Raw genomic sequence first — 13,686 nt, forward strand, 5'->3', positions numbered from 1 at the left:
ATTCTTCATGGCGACCGCTCGCCACGTGCGCTACAATAGCGATCTCCTTATCGCAAAGCCCCTCTCCCGAACAAGGAACACCGGATGGCGGATCTGCAAGATGGCGAATCGGTTGAGATGAAAGGTTCCGGCGCCAAGCCCTATGTTTTGAAGAACATCGGCGGCGTCTACTCGTGCAGCTGCCCGGCATGGCGGAATCAATCGGTCGCGATCGAGACCCGCACTTGCAAGCACCTGCGGAAGCTCCGCGGCGACGATGCCGAACTGGCCCGGATTGGCGGCGCGCTGCCGGCCAAGCCGGTCAAAGCGGCCAGCGGCAAAGAAGGCCCGCCGATCTTGCTCGCCCAATCATGGGACAATGCCGCCGACCTATCCGACTGGTGGATGAGCGAAAAGCTGGACGGCGTTCGCGCCTACTGGGATGGCGAGAAGTTTCTCTCGCGGCAGGGGAACGAGTATCACGCCCCCGACTGGTTTGTCGCCGGTTTTCCCCAGACGCCGCTCGATGGCGAGTTGTGGATCGACCGAGGAAAGTTTCAGCGCACGGTCAGCGTCGTGCGGCGGCAAGACAAGAGCGACCATTGGCGCGAGGTTCGCTTTCTGGCCTTCGACGCCCCGGCGATCGACGCCCCGTTTGAAGAGCGCCTGGAGTATCTGCACGAAAAGCTGCGGGCCGAGACGCACGAGTTCGCCGCGGTGCACGCCCATCAGAAGTGCACCGGCGCTAGCCATCTGCAAGAAGAGCTGGCCCGCGTGAATGCGCTCGGCGGCGAAGGGCTGATGCTGCGTGAGCCTGGGTCGAAGTACGAGATCGGCCGCTCCTTCACGCTGCTGAAGGTGAAGACGTTTCACGACGCCGAGGCGGTCGTCATCGCCCATCAGCCTGGCAAAGGGAAGCACAAGGGAAGGCTTGGCGCGCTGACCGTGCAGATGCCCGACGGAACCGAGTTCTCGGTCGGCACCGGCTTTTCGGACGCCCAGCGATCGGCGCCGCCGCAGCTGGGCAGCGTGATCACTTATCGCTATCAGGAACTTTCCGACGGCGGCGTCCCCCGGTTCCCGTCGTTCATTCGGCAGAGCGAAGACCAGCAGGCCGCCGTCAAAATCGATCCGCCAGCGAAGAAGAGCGCGAAAGCGAAACCGGCGGCAAAGCCCAAGCCCGCCCCGGCGGCCATCGCCACGAGTGCTGGCTGCGGAGAGAAGCGATACTTTGAATTTGTCGACGCCAAGTCGAGCAAGTTCTGGGAGATCGAAGTGGCGGGCGCATCGGTCAGCGTCCGCTACGGCAAGCTCGGCGCCGCCGGAACGACGAAGGTCAAAGAGTTCGCCGATAGCGCAGCGGCCGAAAAACATGCCGAGAAGCTGGTCGCCGAGAAGACGGGGAAAGGGTATGAAGAGAAGTAGATCTTCATTCCCGTTCACTTTTAGCCTGACCGATTCCCATGGATCTCACCGCGCCGGCCGTCCTGTTTCCTGCGATCTCGCTGCTGTTGCTCGCCTACACCAATCGTTTTTTAGCGCTGGCGACGCTGATTCGCAACTTGCATGATCGTCATATCGCCAATCCCGACGAACTGATCATCGCCCAGATCAGCAACCTGCGGCGGCGAGTGCTGTTGATTCGCAACATGCAGGCCTGCGGCGCGTTCAGCCTACTGCTTTGCACCGTCTGCATGTTTGTCCTCTTCTTCGACATGCTCTTATTCGGCCAGGTAACGTTCGGATTCAGCCTGCTGCTGATGGCGATCTCGCTGGCGATTTCGATCTACGAAATCCAAATCTCGGTCGACGCCCTCAACCTGCAACTGAGCAGCCTAGAAGATTGCGACCCGAGCCGGCGGAAGCCTTGAGGGTTTGTTTTCGCTTCCGTGTTCCATTCTTCAAGAGGAACCCAAGAAACAAAACAAGACGCGCTTGGCGGGCGCGTCTTGGGGATGCAGCTCTGGCGGTCGACTAATCTTCGTCGTCGGCCGCTTTCCGTTTTTTGGTGTCGGCGGCGTCGCGGCGGAAGACGGCGACGACATCCTCGATCGGAATCACGAATAGCTGATTGTCTGACTCAAAGTCGACCGGAATCGCGTCCTTGGGGTGGAACAAGATCTTGTCGTATTGCCGCAACGGGAAGTCGGTGTTGTTCTCGATCTGGGTCGAGATGGCGACGATCCGGCCGGTGATGGTCGGAATCTCGGCCTGGTCGGGCAGGGCGATCCCCCCTTTGGTTTCCCGCTTTGGTTCGTCCTTGCGAACCAGAACCCGGGCGCCGATCGGCTCGACATACTCGATGACTTTGCTGCGTGTTTTTCCGGGCATATGCACTAGTTCGAAGGATCTTTGGCGGCAAACGCTTCACGTTAATTCTTTTCCAATCCGACAGCAAGGCAACCGGCCGCCGTAAGTTGGGGCAAAACCGAACCTATCTGCCCCAAATCGGGTCTGAAAAACTGGAAAACATCGCTGCCGCCCGCTTTTCGGCCAAAATGGGGGCGGGCGACGTATCCAATTGATACAAAGCGACTTACCAAGACCGGCAGCAGAAGAAAAAGCAACAATTCGCCCCCGCCGGCCACTTGACGAGGCCGCAAGGCAAATCCTAAACTGGTTGACTTCCAAGCGGCATTCCGATCTCACTAGAGAGGACTGTCAGTCTTGATCCGGGCGGTTAGCTCAGTTGGCTAGAGCGTTACGTTGACATCGTAGAGGTCACAGGTTCGAGCCCTGTACCGCCCACTCCTGTTGAGGCCTGTTTTCACCGCGAAAACGGGCTCCTGAAAAGATAGTTCGTCTTTTGGCGATTCGCCGGAAGACGACGCGAAGTCCGACAGCCTCGGTATCCAACGCTTACGGCGATTGGTGTGTCAGCCGAGACTGTCGGGCTTTCCTTCTGGAAGTAACTCTCAGGTAGTCTTATAATTGGAGCATGATCCAGATGCAATTAGATACCGTCGAAAGTCTCCAACGCAGCTTGAAGCCAAGCCAAGCGGCGAAGCTCGCAAGGGTCTCGGTAGATCGAATCTATCAGTTCTGCAAGGAGGAGCCGCAGCGTTTTCATGCGGTCAAAGTTGGAAGCACTTGGTACATCGATCCCGATACATTCAAAGAGTTTGCAGCGCAAGAGCGACAGGCGGGCAATCCCAATTTCAAGAAACTTGACGACTAGGGCTTGCACAACTCTCAGGAGTGCTGATAATAGCCGGCGACACACCAATCGTCGGCCATCTGAAAAGTTAGCCGGCAACTTCAACGCCGGCGTCTCGCCTGATTCTCAGGCCCGATGCTCTCCAACTGTTTTCGAGAGCGAAGCTTACTGGTCGCATGCCTAGTCCCATGCGCTTGGTCGGTTTCTCTTCTCACCCCAGGGCCAAGTCAATTCGGCAGGACACCGAGGATCCGTCTGCTTGTGGTGGCATGAGCGGCGTCGTTTCTCGTTAGCGCCGGCGCGTCGCTATGGCCCAGCGATGCGCCGGTTTTTTCTTGCACTGATCGCATTTTGGCGCCGCACGGCGTCTGCGGTCGCTGCTTGAATTTTGCGAACTACACGGAGCTGGGCCATGGCTGAGGAAATCGAACGACGGCGGCTGGAGCCGGGGGAATTCGTGAATACGATCTCGCGCCTCGGAGGTACGGCCCTGCTGCGCGTCGTGCGGGATGAATACGAGGAAAGCGACGAAGGACGCTTCATCCAGCTTAAGCGGCTCGACGACAAGCCGATCCTCGAAATGCGCTGCAACGTATTCGCCGCAGACGAGCGTGAGCTGCTCAAAGTCGCCTGGTTTTCGACGTGGAACGCGGAGCAGATCGAGAGAGAGTTGGCGGCAAAGAAACAACCAGGTCGGAAGCGCCGGCCCACCAAACTAAATGCGTAGTCCATCGGGACTCTAACCGATTCTCCCGTGCGAAGGTTACGGGCGTTGGCCGGATCGAACACCGGCGGATGCGGCATGGCGCTAGCCGGTTGATCCGGCAAGTCGCGGGTTCGATTCCCGCACCGCGTCTTTTGAGGTTTCACCTGTTCATGGAGGTAGCGATGTCCAACGAATCGGAACCGTACGACGACGTCGACCGCGAAGACTCGGACAGCTGGGGATGCTTCCTGGTCATTTTGGCGTTTCTCGGTTTGGTCGCCATCGGCTGGATCTGTGAAACGATCGTGGCCGTCTACGGCCGCTAACTCATCCCAATCACCAAGCACGGAGGCCTTCCATGTCGCTCAAAACGCGGCTCATGCTGTTCGCTTTTGCCTGGGATCCGGACGTCGCTTTTGAACCGACGGTCGAGAACGTGATCTGCCTCGAAGCGTCGGGCGCCAATGCCTGGTCGATCTTTGGCGAGTTCGCCCCTGGCGAGTCGCTCGCCGGGGTTCTCTACGATTCGCCGATCGGCGGCGACGAAGACCAACTCGGCAAGTTTGGCGACGCCTTGATGCCGCCGGACGCCGGCGTCTGGGGCGCCGAGTTCAACGGCAGCGCCGATCCGCCGCAGATCGTCGGCGACGTCGAGTGGATCCACCTGGCGCCGCCGCTGGCCGATCTCGACCAATGGGAAGTCTCGCTGCAGCTGCAGCGGCCAATCATCGGGGCGATTCCGCCGGGAGGCGCCCATGCTTCCTAGCAAGCTGGTCGCCTGGGCACTTCGGTTTCGGCACGTCGAGATCTACTTGGCGATCGGCGTCGCGCCGATCTGGGAGGTGTGGCTGATGCACCACGGCAAGAAACGCTTGCGGCTCTTGTCATGCGAAGACAAGCAAACGCTGATCGACATCGTGCGGCAAGCCAAACGGGACGCCACCTGGGGAGCCCAGTATGTCGCCGCCTAGCAACTACCATCAACACACGGACGTCACGGCGAACGGAGCCGGCCATCACGAGTTGGCCGAAATCGCCGAAGCAAGAAACGCCCAGGGATGTGGGCGGGTTTCGAGGTGGCCAGGTCTGCTGGAGAGGATGCCGGTAGGCCTGGCCTTTGGAATGATTGAGGCCTGCCATGGAACGGCCGCGGAAGCTCTCCCCTTCGTCTCGCCTGCGCGATCTCTGGGAGCTGCACTACTTGCCGCAGTGCATCGCCAATCCGAATTCGCGGGCCGTCGAAGGCTACTTGCGGGCGATCGCCCTCTGGGAAGAGCTGACGCCGAATCGGCCGCTCAAGAAGATCCGGTCCGAAGACTTGGGGTGGTTCAAAGAGCGACTGTTGCAGATGACCTGGCGGGGGAAGATGATCAGCGCCAACACGGTCCGCAAGCACCTGGAGCATATCGGCTGGCTGCTGAACCAGGCGGGGCCGAAAGCGAACTACAAGTCGCTGAAGACAGCCAAGGGGCTGGTCGACGACGTGCCGTTTACGCGGCTGCCGCCTTACAAAAGATCGTATCGGGCCGAAGCCAAAGAGGAACATGTCGCCGCCCTGCTGGCGGTTGTCGACGCCGCCAGGTTTCCGCAGCTGGAGGGCGTGCGGCCAGGCGATTTGTGGCGGGCGCTGCTGCTGACGATGCTTTCGACCAGTTTGCGGATTGGGCAGTGCGTCGCGCTGCCATCGCAAGCGGTCGACTGGCCCGAGCAGCTGCTGATCGCGCCGGCCGAGATCTGCCAGAAGAGCAAGATGGACGAACCGAAGCCGCTCCACGAAGCGGCGGTGCGGGCGCTACTGCACGCGAAGGCGCACCGCCGCGAATTGCTCCTGCCGTTTTTTCCGCGGCCGCATGCGAAGTCGACGATCTACGACGAGCTGCATCGCTTGCAGCGGATCGCTGGCGTCCCGCGGTTCGGCTTTCATGCGATCCGCCGGCATGTCATCACCACGCTGTCGATCGACTCGCCGGCGGCGGCCCAGTTGGCGGCCGGGCACCAGGACTACAAGACGACGCAAGGCTACCAGACGGTGCGCCTGCTGCGTCAAGCCGTCGACCGCATGACGATCTTCGACACGATTCAATCCAACTAGTCGCCCCGGGCCGCGCAACCAGGCCCACAAGCCGCGTAGCGAGAATCGTCGCGGCAGCGACCTTCAAGAAGCAACGCGGCGGCGCTTCAGCCGCCGCAGTTTTTCTCTTACGGAGCTGGCCATGACAACCAGAGCGGAGCGAATTCAAGCGAGGTTTCGGCGCGTGATTGACGCGGCGAAACAGGGGAAATCGTACGCCGAGCAGGCTCAGGCGGAACGAGACCAGAGGCATGTCGAGGAAGCCTGCCGCGCGCTAATGCCGTTGATTTCCCGCGTCAACATATCGAACGCGTCGGCGCAGGTCGTGGATCAATTGCTGCACGAGTTAGTCGCTGAGTTTTGCGTGCCGATCGGGCTGGAAGAGTTGCAGGCCGCCGTGGCGGCGAGGACTGGTGGAGCGCCTCCCTTTCCGCTTCCTTCGCAACAAATCACGAACGCGATCAGCGAACAGACGGCGATCCTCCTGGAAGCGCTACGTGCGGCGCTGCAGGAAGCGAAGAAGACGGCCGACTCCGCTAGGTCGGCCTACATTCGCGACCTGAGAGATCGGAACTAACGTCATGCCACCCATCGCTCGTCCTTGTCAAGTTTGCGGCGGAAGAGCCTACGGCCGCTTCTGCAGCTACGCCTGCTACCGAGTCGCCGAGTTAGACCTGGCGACTCAGCCAAACGTGATGGTCGAGCTGCACGCGCCTTCCGGGCTGCTAACGGAAGCCTCGGAAGGCGCGTGCAGCTTGGCCAACGAAACCAGTGCCGTCGCCCAGCGCAAATGTGTGGCGTGCGGTGGGAGTGGACGCAATAGCAAGGGCGGTCCTTGCTTCCCCTGCAGTCGCCCGCGAACGACTGCAGGGGGTTTTTCCTTGGCGACTGAGCCATGCGTGGTGGCGGAGTCGTCTGCGCCTTCCATGGGTGGGGCGGCGGATGCGTGGCCTGATTTTTCGGAACCAGGTCACGTGCTGATCGAATTGCCGCCCAGCGATTCCCGGCCGAAAGACGCAAACAGCTCGGCGACTGCGACCCGCGACGTCGCCTCGTCAAGAAGAGATCAGCGGACTTTGTTTTAGGTTCTGTTTGAAAAGCAAAGGAGTTGCTCATGGCTTTGATACTAACGCGAAAAAAAGGGGAATCGATTCAGTTCGACGACGACGTGATCGTGACGGTTGACTGGATCCGCAAGCGAAAGGTGCGGTTTCTGGTCAAAGCGCCGGAGACGACGCGGGTCGTGCGGGCCGAGATCGTCGACCAGCCGGCGCCGGAGTCAAGTCGCGAGCGGCGGCGGAAGGACTATCCGACGCCGATGCTGATCCTCGTCCGGAAGCAATGGGAATCGATCCGGATCGGTGACGATGTGATCCTGACAGTCGATCGAATCGACGCTGGCCGGATCCAAGTGGCGATCATCGCGCCGACGGAGACGATCGCCCTGCGCACCGAGCTGCTCAACCGGCCGCCGAGCGAATCGCAGCCGCAACAAAAAGCGACCGCCTAAGAAGGCGGAGAATTCTCACCACCCAGAACGACACTTTCGCCCCGTCAAAAAGCATGGAAGAGCAAGAGAATTACAAACGGCTGCTGGTCGCGCTGGAAGCGTGGCCGCAGATGAACCTGCCGGCGTTCACCGTTTATCGGCGTCTGTGGGACGCCCTCGGCGCCGAACCAGGTTCGATCGACATCGCGGTGACGCAGGACGCAGGGAAGTATCATCTCACCCCGCAAAGCCTACGGCGAGCGCTGGCCAAACTCGAATCGATCGGCCTGGTAAAGCGGGAAATGGCGTTCGAAGACGAGTTTCAGGTGAAACAAATCCGCTACGCGGTCTACGACGCCTTGGCGATCCGGGAGAGGCCGAACGCCACGCGGGCCGAAGTCAAAGTCACGCAGGCTACGCAGTCCGCCGCGCCGAAAGTGGCGCGAGCGCCGATATCGGATCCAGCGCCGGAATCGGCTCCGATTTCGAAATCGGTTCCAGCGCCGAAAGTGGCGCTAGCGCCGGAATCGGTTTCCGCGCCGAATTCGGCGCTACCTCCGCCGGGTGGCGCAAATCAAGAACGGCACGAAAGTTGCGCCACGCCCGACGACCACAAACAACCGGCCGAGAGCGAAGCGTCGAGGCCCATGGAAATCCCCCCGGGTGGCGCACAAGAACAAGAGAACAAGAAACTCTCTCCTACTTCAATCTCAAACTCAAGAACCAAGTCAACCCAAGTTCAAGAACCAAGACCGTCGCCAGCGCGCACAGGGCCGCCGGACGTGCCGATCGCTCGCGCCGACGACGATTGGTCCGAATTTGGCGATGCGAAGCCGCTGGCGGCCGCGATCGAAAAGTTCGCCGAGCAGCTCGAAGACCCGGCGAAGATCGAGCGGCAACGGGAACGGCGGATCCAGGCCCTGGCGACGAAGATCCTCCGGTCGATCCGGACGGCCGAGGATCTGTGCGGCACGCGGGAGAGCGACCTGATGGACCGGAGCGTCGCCGAGAAGGCGGCCGCCTGGTGGCACGAGCTGGAAACGAATCAGGCGGGCGACGGTCACGACCGCCAGGTGATCGCCAAGCAGTTCGAGAACGTGCTGCGGCGGATCGATCAACTCGGACGTGAGCGGTCTCTGAAGAAGCCGGGCGCCTACCTGAACACCTCGATCGGCAAGATCGTCGCCAAAGCGGGCGGCGTCTGGGCCGAGCCGAAACCGGAGTTTTGAAATCATGCCGCGCTGCAAGTTCTGCAAATTCAAATCGGACGATCCGCGGCTGATGCACTGGCATCTGCGGTGGTCGCACGCTCGCAATCAGCGCAGCGCGTCGCAGTTCGTGCGGTGGTGGTTCTTCAAGCCAAAAGCCAAAAGCCAAAAGCCAAAAGCGGAAAGCGGAAAGCGGAAAGCGGAAAGCGGAAAGGAGTGATTTGTGTCCAACGTTTGTCCCGTCGAGCGGTGTGACAACCGGAAGCAGGAAAACCAGGTGGCGTGCGCCCATCACTGGTATAAGCTGCCAAGCGAACTTCGAGCGAGAATCTGGCGGCTGTTTCGCAACGAGCGCGGCAGCGCCGCTCACCTGCAGGCGATACGTGAATCGATCCAGCTGTTGAACTTACGAGCCAAACCGAAAGGAGAAAGCGATGTCGACGATCACCGAGACGCCTGAACTGCCGCCTGAGACGATCGCGGTTTTGAACAACGCTCGCGCGGCGGTTCGCGAGGCCAAACGAGTCGCTCCTGGCGTTCGCGTTCATGCCCTGCATAGCCAGATGCACGGCGTGCAGATGCACATCGATTCGATCGTGCGCGACAACAACCAAGCGGCCCTGAGTCGTCTGCCTCACTACGTCAAGCAACTACGCCAAACGCTGGCGCAGATCCGCGGAGTTTAACTTGGCAGTTTGCGGGTTGTTGCAAAATAGCTTTGCACGCTCGCCGTCCGATTTTTCATGGAGGAAGTCGCGAAGGATGAAACCACGAAAGAATCTACCGCCGCTCGGCCTAGGTGCGGCAGTCTATTTTCTGCATCACAAGGGAATCGCTCGCGGCAAGATCGTGCATGCCAGCGACCCCAAGCATTGGGTCTATACGGTCGAAACCAACGTCCGGACGGCGCTCGATCGACGGCACGTCTCCGCGATTCGGGAGAAGATATGGGGCATGGGCGAGCTTGCCGACCTGGCCGAGCGGCTGCGGCATGAGATCAAGGTCGCCAATCGGATGCTCGCCAGCGTGCTGCGGGCGGCGGAGAAAGAGGGAACCGAGATCCCCACGCCGCCAACCGCCGACGGATCGCCGCCACTCAAGATGGCCGAGATCCAGCGTCAGGCGGTCGAAGAGGCGCTGCGCCGCTGCGGCGGCGACAAACCGACCGCGGCCAAGCAGCTGGGCGTTAGCGTGAAGACGATTTACAACTGGCTGGCGGAAGCAGAAGAGGCGAAGCGATGAGCGAATATCAACCGATTTCGGTCGAATTAGCGAAGCAGATCGCGGACGACTACTCCAAGGACGTCGTCGTGATCTGCGCCGGCGACGAGAAGCATGACCGGCTTCATTTTACGTCGTTCGGACGCGATCCGATCGACAAGCTGGCTGGAGCGCGAATGGCGGAGATGTTCGCCGAGCAGCTTGGATCGTACGCCGATTCGCAACAAACGACCCACGAAGATTTTCGCGACGTGCCGGCGGCGAATTCGCGTCGACATGTTGAACTTCTGGTCGACGCGGCGAGGCGGGCGTTGCCGCTGCTCCAGGCAATTCAAAAGCGGCCTGGTAATCGCAACTATGATCCCGAGCGGGCGACCAATATTCAAACGGCGATCGATCAGTTGCAGCAGGCGATCGCCTGGCAACCGAAGGAGGCGGCGAGTGAGTAACGAACCTGATTTGAAGCCGGGACCGGCAAACGTATCGGTCGAATTTTACAACGACGTGAGGAAGCTGCTAAATCATCGCCACCCAGGTCGAGAGATTTCGACCAATTTCCATTTGCAACTCGTCATTCACTTGTCGGCGATCGATCGCGTCTACCAGGAATTGCCGCTGGAGACGCCGAAGAAGTCGGCTGGATTCGCCGCCGCTAAGCGAGGGGAAACATGATCAACTTCATCGGCGGTTCACACTCCCGCGCCATCGAGTGACCAAACGTGTCACTCGAAACAACTTCGGATGTCCGCAGATGACCGGTTATACGGCCTCACTTGCGGGGAACTTTGACGAAAACAGAGCGAAATCGCTTGCCGAAACCGATAATGCTTGCGTATCGTGTACGGGCAGGAAGCGCAAGCAACAACGCAAGGTAACTAGCATGGCGTGCACGGTTTACACGCTCGGACATCGCCATTCGCTGCTGATTGGCGAAGCCCGAATCGTCAACCTCGGCCGCAAGAAGTCGAAGATTTTGTACTTGGGAGACGCCGCCAACGTGCGCGTTGACCATACGCCGTTTCCTGACAACGACGCAGGCGCCACGCCTGCGGATTCCTCCGACGCCGACTCTCTGGCGTCAGCAGCGACTGCTGCCAATGACCTGGCCCCTTAGTTGAATCGCCCCGCACGAATGCGTTGATTCACTCTCGGCCGTAACTCCCTACACCTAACCAGAGACGCTTGCGCAAAGGAATGCGCACTCCGCAACGGCAGGGATTGCCGCGTCTCTGATTTGGGCCGGAGCGACGCCTGGTTGAATCCGTGCCAGGCGTCGCTTCCGGTTTTTTTGGCTGTCGCTGACGCGCCGTTAGGGCTAACGCGGTCCGAGCGTTTGCGGCGAACAGAAGAAAGGAAGCTTCTCATGGGACTGGCTCAAAAGCTGCTGACGGCGATTCTCTGGGCGACTCTCGAAAAGGCGGGCAAGGCGTTTGCCGTTCGCGACGACTTGAAGGAGGGCGCCAAGCACGACGTGCAGCTTCACGTCTACGGCACGATCGACGGCTGCAAAGTCGACCAGCCGATCTCCGGAACCTTCTCGGTCGCCGTCGGCAAGAAGGCGGCGGCCAATAAGAATCTGGCGGCCGATCAATCGCTCGCCTGGGTGCTGCAGTCGGTCGACGCCGAGATGGCGGCCAAGATCGAAGAGCGTCTGCTGGCCGACGCCAAGAAGCTCGAAGCGCGGGCGAAGCGGAAAAACAAAGATCTCAAAGAGGGCGAGCCGACTCGGACCCTGCATCTCGAAGTTGACGACGCGACCGATCAAAAGTCGAAGGACGCCGCCAAACGGATCCTCCAGCGATACATGCTGACCGGCACGAAAAGTACCGCCGGCGCCACTTCCTACAAACCCGCGGCGGCCTAGGTCGCCGCTTTTTCCCTGCCCCTCCTTTGCGAAAGGTTTTGTCGCGATGACCTATTTCCAATTCCTCCACCTGGTCGGCAGCAATCTCGACGTCGTCGAGCCGCTCGCTGGTTTGATCCAACATCGACAAACGGTCAGCGGCATCCAGGCTCGCTGGAACGTCGACAAGGAGATCGGCGACCTGCTCGTTCCGCGGATCGCCCAGCTGCAGCGCGAGTCCGAGTCGGTCACGGCCGCCGAGGCGCCGGACGAAACGACTGCCGAGACGGTGCTGCTCGAAAAGCTGGCGAAACGGCCGAGCGCCCAGGCCTGGGACGGTTCGCGACTGCGGCGACTGTTTGAAATCGCGATGCCGATCGTCGACCTTTTCGTGCGGTAAATCGGACCGCATCCATACCGCCGCTGCGTCTGACTCGCCCAGCGGCGCTCTTTTCCGCGAAGTGTGATTGGACGCAACATGCGAGAGTTCATCACGGTATTGATCGGCCTGCTCGGCTCCGTGGTGATTTTGTTCGTCGTAGTCGTACTCGCCTGCGTCGCGTCGACGTTTGTCGTGTTGGCCATACGCCACGCTTCGCAGCCCAACATCGAAGTTCAATCGATCGAACCGCCCCTATCCAGCGAGATCCCGCAATGATCGCTAACGACAAGTTTTTTGCCCTGCCGCCGGTCCATCGCAGTCCGTTCACGATTCGCAAGTCGTCGGACGAATTTCCGTACCACCTCGCCGACCCAGGCTGGCCCGAAATCCGGAAGCGCTCAGGCGCCGGCGAGGGCATCAAGGTTGGCGTCGTCGATACCGGCGTCGACGAGACGCATCCGGAAGTCCAAGAGTCGCTGGTCGACGCGCGCGATTTCAGCGGCAGCCGCTCGGGCCCGGTCGACGTCGATGGTCACGGCACGCACGTCGCCAGCACGATCGCCGGCAAGCATGTCGGCGTCGCGCCCCGCGCCAAGCTCTACATCGCCAAGGCGCTGGGGGACAACGGCAGCGGTTCCGATCGAGCGGTCGCCAATGCGATTTTCTGGCTGATTGACCAGGGGGTCGACATCATCAACATGTCGCTCGGCTCGCCTTCGCCGTCGCCGGCGAGCCAGCCTGACGATGATGTTCAAGCTGGCCCAATCGGCCGCGAAGAAATGGAGAAAACTGAACTGCTGCGAAAAGCTCTCCCTCGTGCTGGAAGGACGTTCCTTCCAAGACGGAATCCTGCAGGATAAGGCCGCCTAGTTCAGGAATTCAGAACACGACATTTGACAATAGCTCGGGTCTTCGTTGCCTGCTCGCTTGTGCATCGTTGTTAAGGACGTTGCTTGTTTCGGCGTACGCGCGCTGCGAGATGGGAGGCGTTTCTGGCAAAGATCGCTGAGTGGAACGAAAGGCTTGTCGTGGGAAGAGGTTGCGTCGATTTTCGCCCGCAGACGGGCTGACGGGCAGAAAAAAAAGTGTGCGGCGTGAGTCCATTACGTTTGAAAAAACGAAACGGTCCAGTCCAGTCGTTGCGGAAAAATGATCCGAGGTAGGGTGCGTCGGGACGCACCGAGAGCCTGCCGTTGCGCTTTGCGTTGCCACGCGAATCTGGGAAACGGCGGAAGCGGCAGGGTCGTGGTGCGTCTCGACGCACCCTACCTAAGAAAAAAAGTCGCAGTCCGGTCCAGTCGGCAGCCCCGAGGGGGCGCCCTAACCTAGCCTGGGGCGAAGTCGACCACCGGGCGACGCAGCCCCAGGAGAGTGCGCCTCTATGATCGAAAGCCCCGGAGGGGCGATCCAAAAAAGAAGAACGGTCCGGTCCAGCGTCAACGATTGATTGAATCGCATCAACCTGGGGCTGCGTCGCGTGGCGCGACTGCGCCCCAGGCTAGGTTGGGATGGCCCTCCGGGCCTGGGAGATTGGTGGTAATTGGGGATTGCGTGGTGATTGGTGATTGGGGCGTTTGTTGAAGAGTCAACCGAATGGTGAGGCATCTTGTTGCTGCGCAACCCGCCCGGG

22 protein-coding genes, 1 tRNA gene and 2 pseudogenes are annotated in these 13,686 nt (G+C 60.5%); 24 read left to right on the top strand and 1 reads right to left on the bottom strand.

Translation table 11 applies throughout. The features are described 5' to 3' along the window. Positions 1–84: 84 nt before the first annotated feature. Positions 85–1,404 (top strand): DNA ligase, encoded by a 1,320-nt coding sequence (locus Enr8_RS01850; protein WP_146428916.1) that lies wholly within the window; start codon positions 85–87, stop codon positions 1,402–1,404. Positions 1,405–1,442: 38 nt separating this feature from the next. Next, entirely contained in the window at positions 1,443–1,850 is a 408-nt protein-coding gene (locus tag Enr8_RS01855) for a DUF2721 domain-containing protein (RefSeq protein ID WP_146428917.1), read from the top strand. Between the two features lie 103 nt (positions 1,851–1,953). On the opposite strand, the gene Enr8_RS01860 is transcribed toward Enr8_RS01855, so the two are convergent. Next, positions 1,954–2,310 (bottom strand): co-chaperone GroES, encoded by a 357-nt coding sequence (locus Enr8_RS01860; RefSeq protein ID WP_146428918.1) that lies wholly within the window; start codon positions 2,308–2,310, stop codon positions 1,954–1,956. A gap of 343 nt (positions 2,311–2,653) precedes the next feature. Here Enr8_RS01860 and Enr8_RS01865 point away from each other — a divergent pair. The 22 genes and pseudogenes from Enr8_RS01865 to Enr8_RS26700 form a co-directional block, all read left to right on the top strand. After that, positions 2,654–2,727 (top strand) — tRNA-Val (locus tag Enr8_RS01865). A 190-nt stretch (positions 2,728–2,917) separates the two neighbouring features. Then, positions 2,918–3,157, top strand: coding sequence for a helix-turn-helix domain-containing protein (locus Enr8_RS01870; protein ID WP_146428919.1), 240 nt, complete (start codon positions 2,918–2,920; stop codon positions 3,155–3,157). A gap of 391 nt (positions 3,158–3,548) precedes the next feature. Beyond that, positions 3,549–3,863, top strand: coding sequence for a hypothetical protein (locus Enr8_RS01875; RefSeq protein WP_146428920.1), 315 nt, complete (start codon positions 3,549–3,551; stop codon positions 3,861–3,863). 161 nt (positions 3,864–4,024) lie between these two features. Next, positions 4,025–4,168 (top strand): hypothetical protein, encoded by a 144-nt coding sequence (locus Enr8_RS25195; RefSeq protein ID WP_186767379.1) that lies wholly within the window; start codon positions 4,025–4,027, stop codon positions 4,166–4,168. A gap of 32 nt (positions 4,169–4,200) precedes the next feature. After that, positions 4,201–4,608 carry a hypothetical protein gene (locus Enr8_RS01880; protein ID WP_146428921.1) on the top strand — a complete coding sequence of 136 codons (408 nt, stop codon included), beginning with the start codon at positions 4,201–4,203 and terminating at the stop codon, positions 4,606–4,608. Continuing rightward, positions 4,598–4,813 carry a hypothetical protein gene (locus Enr8_RS01885; protein WP_146428922.1) on the top strand — a complete coding sequence of 72 codons (216 nt, stop codon included), beginning with the start codon at positions 4,598–4,600 and terminating at the stop codon, positions 4,811–4,813. The genes Enr8_RS01880 and Enr8_RS01885 overlap by 11 nt, the downstream gene beginning before the upstream one ends. A 167-nt stretch (positions 4,814–4,980) precedes the next feature. Then, complete coding sequence (locus Enr8_RS01890) at positions 4,981–5,934, top strand: tyrosine-type recombinase/integrase (protein WP_146428923.1); 954 nt, start codon at positions 4,981–4,983, stop codon at positions 5,932–5,934. Between the two features lie 121 nt (positions 5,935–6,055). Then, the gene (locus Enr8_RS01895; RefSeq protein WP_146428924.1) at positions 6,056–6,490 is read left to right on the top strand and encodes a hypothetical protein; all 435 of its coding nucleotides are present in this window, start codon (positions 6,056–6,058) and stop codon (positions 6,488–6,490) included. 537 nt (positions 6,491–7,027) lie between these two features. Then, the gene (locus Enr8_RS01900) at positions 7,028–7,423 is read left to right on the top strand and encodes a carbon storage regulator (protein WP_146428925.1); all 396 of its coding nucleotides are present in this window, start codon (positions 7,028–7,030) and stop codon (positions 7,421–7,423) included. Between the two features lie 53 nt (positions 7,424–7,476). Next, positions 7,477–8,631 (top strand): hypothetical protein, encoded by a 1,155-nt coding sequence (locus tag Enr8_RS01905; protein WP_146428926.1) that lies wholly within the window; start codon positions 7,477–7,479, stop codon positions 8,629–8,631. A 4-nt stretch (positions 8,632–8,635) separates the two neighbouring features. Next, positions 8,636–8,830, top strand: coding sequence for a hypothetical protein (locus Enr8_RS25680; RefSeq protein ID WP_146428927.1), 195 nt, complete (start codon positions 8,636–8,638; stop codon positions 8,828–8,830). Positions 8,831–8,833: 3 nt separating this feature from the next. After that, a complete protein-coding gene (locus Enr8_RS01915; protein ID WP_146428928.1) occupies positions 8,834–9,070 on the top strand; it encodes a hypothetical protein in 237 nt (78 codons plus the stop codon). Next, the gene (locus Enr8_RS01920; protein WP_146428929.1) at positions 9,045–9,296 is read left to right on the top strand and encodes a hypothetical protein; all 252 of its coding nucleotides are present in this window, start codon (positions 9,045–9,047) and stop codon (positions 9,294–9,296) included. The genes Enr8_RS01915 and Enr8_RS01920 overlap by 26 nt, the downstream gene beginning before the upstream one ends. A gap of 76 nt (positions 9,297–9,372) precedes the next feature. Then, complete coding sequence (locus Enr8_RS01925) at positions 9,373–9,852, top strand: helix-turn-helix domain-containing protein (RefSeq protein ID WP_146428930.1); 480 nt, start codon at positions 9,373–9,375, stop codon at positions 9,850–9,852. Then, complete coding sequence (locus tag Enr8_RS01930; protein ID WP_146428931.1) at positions 9,849–10,280, top strand: hypothetical protein; 432 nt, start codon at positions 9,849–9,851, stop codon at positions 10,278–10,280. The genes Enr8_RS01925 and Enr8_RS01930 overlap by 4 nt, the downstream gene beginning before the upstream one ends. Continuing rightward, on the top strand, positions 10,273–10,503 hold the full coding sequence (locus Enr8_RS01935) for a hypothetical protein (protein WP_146428932.1): 231 nt from the start codon (positions 10,273–10,275) through the stop codon (positions 10,501–10,503). The genes Enr8_RS01930 and Enr8_RS01935 overlap by 8 nt, the downstream gene beginning before the upstream one ends. 208 nt (positions 10,504–10,711) lie before the next feature. Next, positions 10,712–10,945, top strand: a complete 234-nt coding sequence (locus Enr8_RS01940; RefSeq protein WP_146428933.1) for a hypothetical protein — start codon at positions 10,712–10,714, stop codon at positions 10,943–10,945. Positions 10,946–11,194: 249 nt separating this feature from the next. Continuing rightward, the gene (locus Enr8_RS01945) at positions 11,195–11,695 is read left to right on the top strand and encodes a hypothetical protein (protein WP_146428934.1); all 501 of its coding nucleotides are present in this window, start codon (positions 11,195–11,197) and stop codon (positions 11,693–11,695) included. A 46-nt stretch (positions 11,696–11,741) separates the two neighbouring features. Next, positions 11,742–12,074, top strand: coding sequence for a hypothetical protein (locus Enr8_RS01950; RefSeq protein ID WP_146428935.1), 333 nt, complete (start codon positions 11,742–11,744; stop codon positions 12,072–12,074). Positions 12,075–12,152: 78 nt separating this feature from the next. After that, complete coding sequence (locus Enr8_RS01955) at positions 12,153–12,332, top strand: hypothetical protein (RefSeq protein ID WP_146428936.1); 180 nt, start codon at positions 12,153–12,155, stop codon at positions 12,330–12,332. After that, positions 12,329–12,730, top strand: a pseudogene (locus Enr8_RS01960) (S8 family peptidase); the annotation flags it as partial. The gene Enr8_RS01955 and the pseudogene Enr8_RS01960, both read left to right, overlap by 4 nt. A 1-nt stretch (position 12,731) precedes the next feature. Further along, positions 12,732–12,926, top strand: a pseudogene (locus tag Enr8_RS26700) (IS256 family transposase); the annotation flags it as partial. Between the last annotated feature and the right edge of the window lie 760 nt (positions 12,927–13,686).

It is taken from the genome of Blastopirellula retiformator (assembly GCF_007859755.1).
In the GTDB taxonomy this organism is placed as follows: domain Bacteria; phylum Planctomycetota; class Planctomycetia; order Pirellulales; family Pirellulaceae; genus Blastopirellula; species Blastopirellula retiformator.

Excerpts from the sequence above, each read along its gene's own strand:
- Enr8_RS01920 (WP_146428929.1), top strand. The coding sequence starts at position 9,045 with ATGTCGACGATCACCGAGACGCCTGAACTGCCGCCTGAGACGATCGCG.
- Enr8_RS01930 (WP_146428931.1), top strand. The coding sequence starts at position 9,849 with ATGAGCGAATATCAACCGATTTCGGTCGAATTAGCGAAGCAGATCGCG.
- Enr8_RS01955 (WP_146428936.1), top strand. The coding sequence starts at position 12,153 with ATGCGAGAGTTCATCACGGTATTGATCGGCCTGCTCGGCTCCGTGGTG.
- Enr8_RS25680 (WP_146428927.1), top strand. The coding sequence starts at position 8,636 with ATGCCGCGCTGCAAGTTCTGCAAATTCAAATCGGACGATCCGCGGCTG.
- Enr8_RS01880 (WP_146428921.1), top strand. The coding sequence starts at position 4,201 with ATGTCGCTCAAAACGCGGCTCATGCTGTTCGCTTTTGCCTGGGATCCG.
- Enr8_RS01890 (WP_146428923.1), top strand. The coding sequence starts at position 4,981 with ATGGAACGGCCGCGGAAGCTCTCCCCTTCGTCTCGCCTGCGCGATCTC.
- Enr8_RS01860 (WP_146428918.1), bottom strand. The coding sequence starts at position 2,310 with ATGCCCGGAAAAACACGCAGCAAAGTCATCGAGTATGTCGAGCCGATC.
- Enr8_RS01940 (WP_146428933.1), top strand. The coding sequence starts at position 10,712 with ATGGCGTGCACGGTTTACACGCTCGGACATCGCCATTCGCTGCTGATT.
- Enr8_RS01885 (WP_146428922.1), top strand. The coding sequence starts at position 4,598 with ATGCTTCCTAGCAAGCTGGTCGCCTGGGCACTTCGGTTTCGGCACGTC.
- Enr8_RS01905 (WP_146428926.1), top strand. The coding sequence starts at position 7,477 with ATGGAAGAGCAAGAGAATTACAAACGGCTGCTGGTCGCGCTGGAAGCG.
- Enr8_RS01870 (WP_146428919.1), top strand. The coding sequence starts at position 2,918 with ATGATCCAGATGCAATTAGATACCGTCGAAAGTCTCCAACGCAGCTTG.
- Enr8_RS01875 (WP_146428920.1), top strand. The coding sequence starts at position 3,549 with ATGGCTGAGGAAATCGAACGACGGCGGCTGGAGCCGGGGGAATTCGTG.
- Enr8_RS01855 (WP_146428917.1), top strand. The coding sequence starts at position 1,443 with ATGGATCTCACCGCGCCGGCCGTCCTGTTTCCTGCGATCTCGCTGCTG.
- Enr8_RS01945 (WP_146428934.1), top strand. The coding sequence starts at position 11,195 with ATGGGACTGGCTCAAAAGCTGCTGACGGCGATTCTCTGGGCGACTCTC.
- Enr8_RS01925 (WP_146428930.1), top strand. The coding sequence starts at position 9,373 with ATGAAACCACGAAAGAATCTACCGCCGCTCGGCCTAGGTGCGGCAGTC.
- Enr8_RS01895 (WP_146428924.1), top strand. The coding sequence starts at position 6,056 with ATGACAACCAGAGCGGAGCGAATTCAAGCGAGGTTTCGGCGCGTGATT.
- Enr8_RS01950 (WP_146428935.1), top strand. The coding sequence starts at position 11,742 with ATGACCTATTTCCAATTCCTCCACCTGGTCGGCAGCAATCTCGACGTC.
- Enr8_RS01850 (WP_146428916.1), top strand. The coding sequence starts at position 85 with ATGGCGGATCTGCAAGATGGCGAATCGGTTGAGATGAAAGGTTCCGGC.
- Enr8_RS01900 (WP_146428925.1), top strand. The coding sequence starts at position 7,028 with ATGGCTTTGATACTAACGCGAAAAAAAGGGGAATCGATTCAGTTCGAC.
- Enr8_RS25195 (WP_186767379.1), top strand. The coding sequence starts at position 4,025 with ATGTCCAACGAATCGGAACCGTACGACGACGTCGACCGCGAAGACTCG.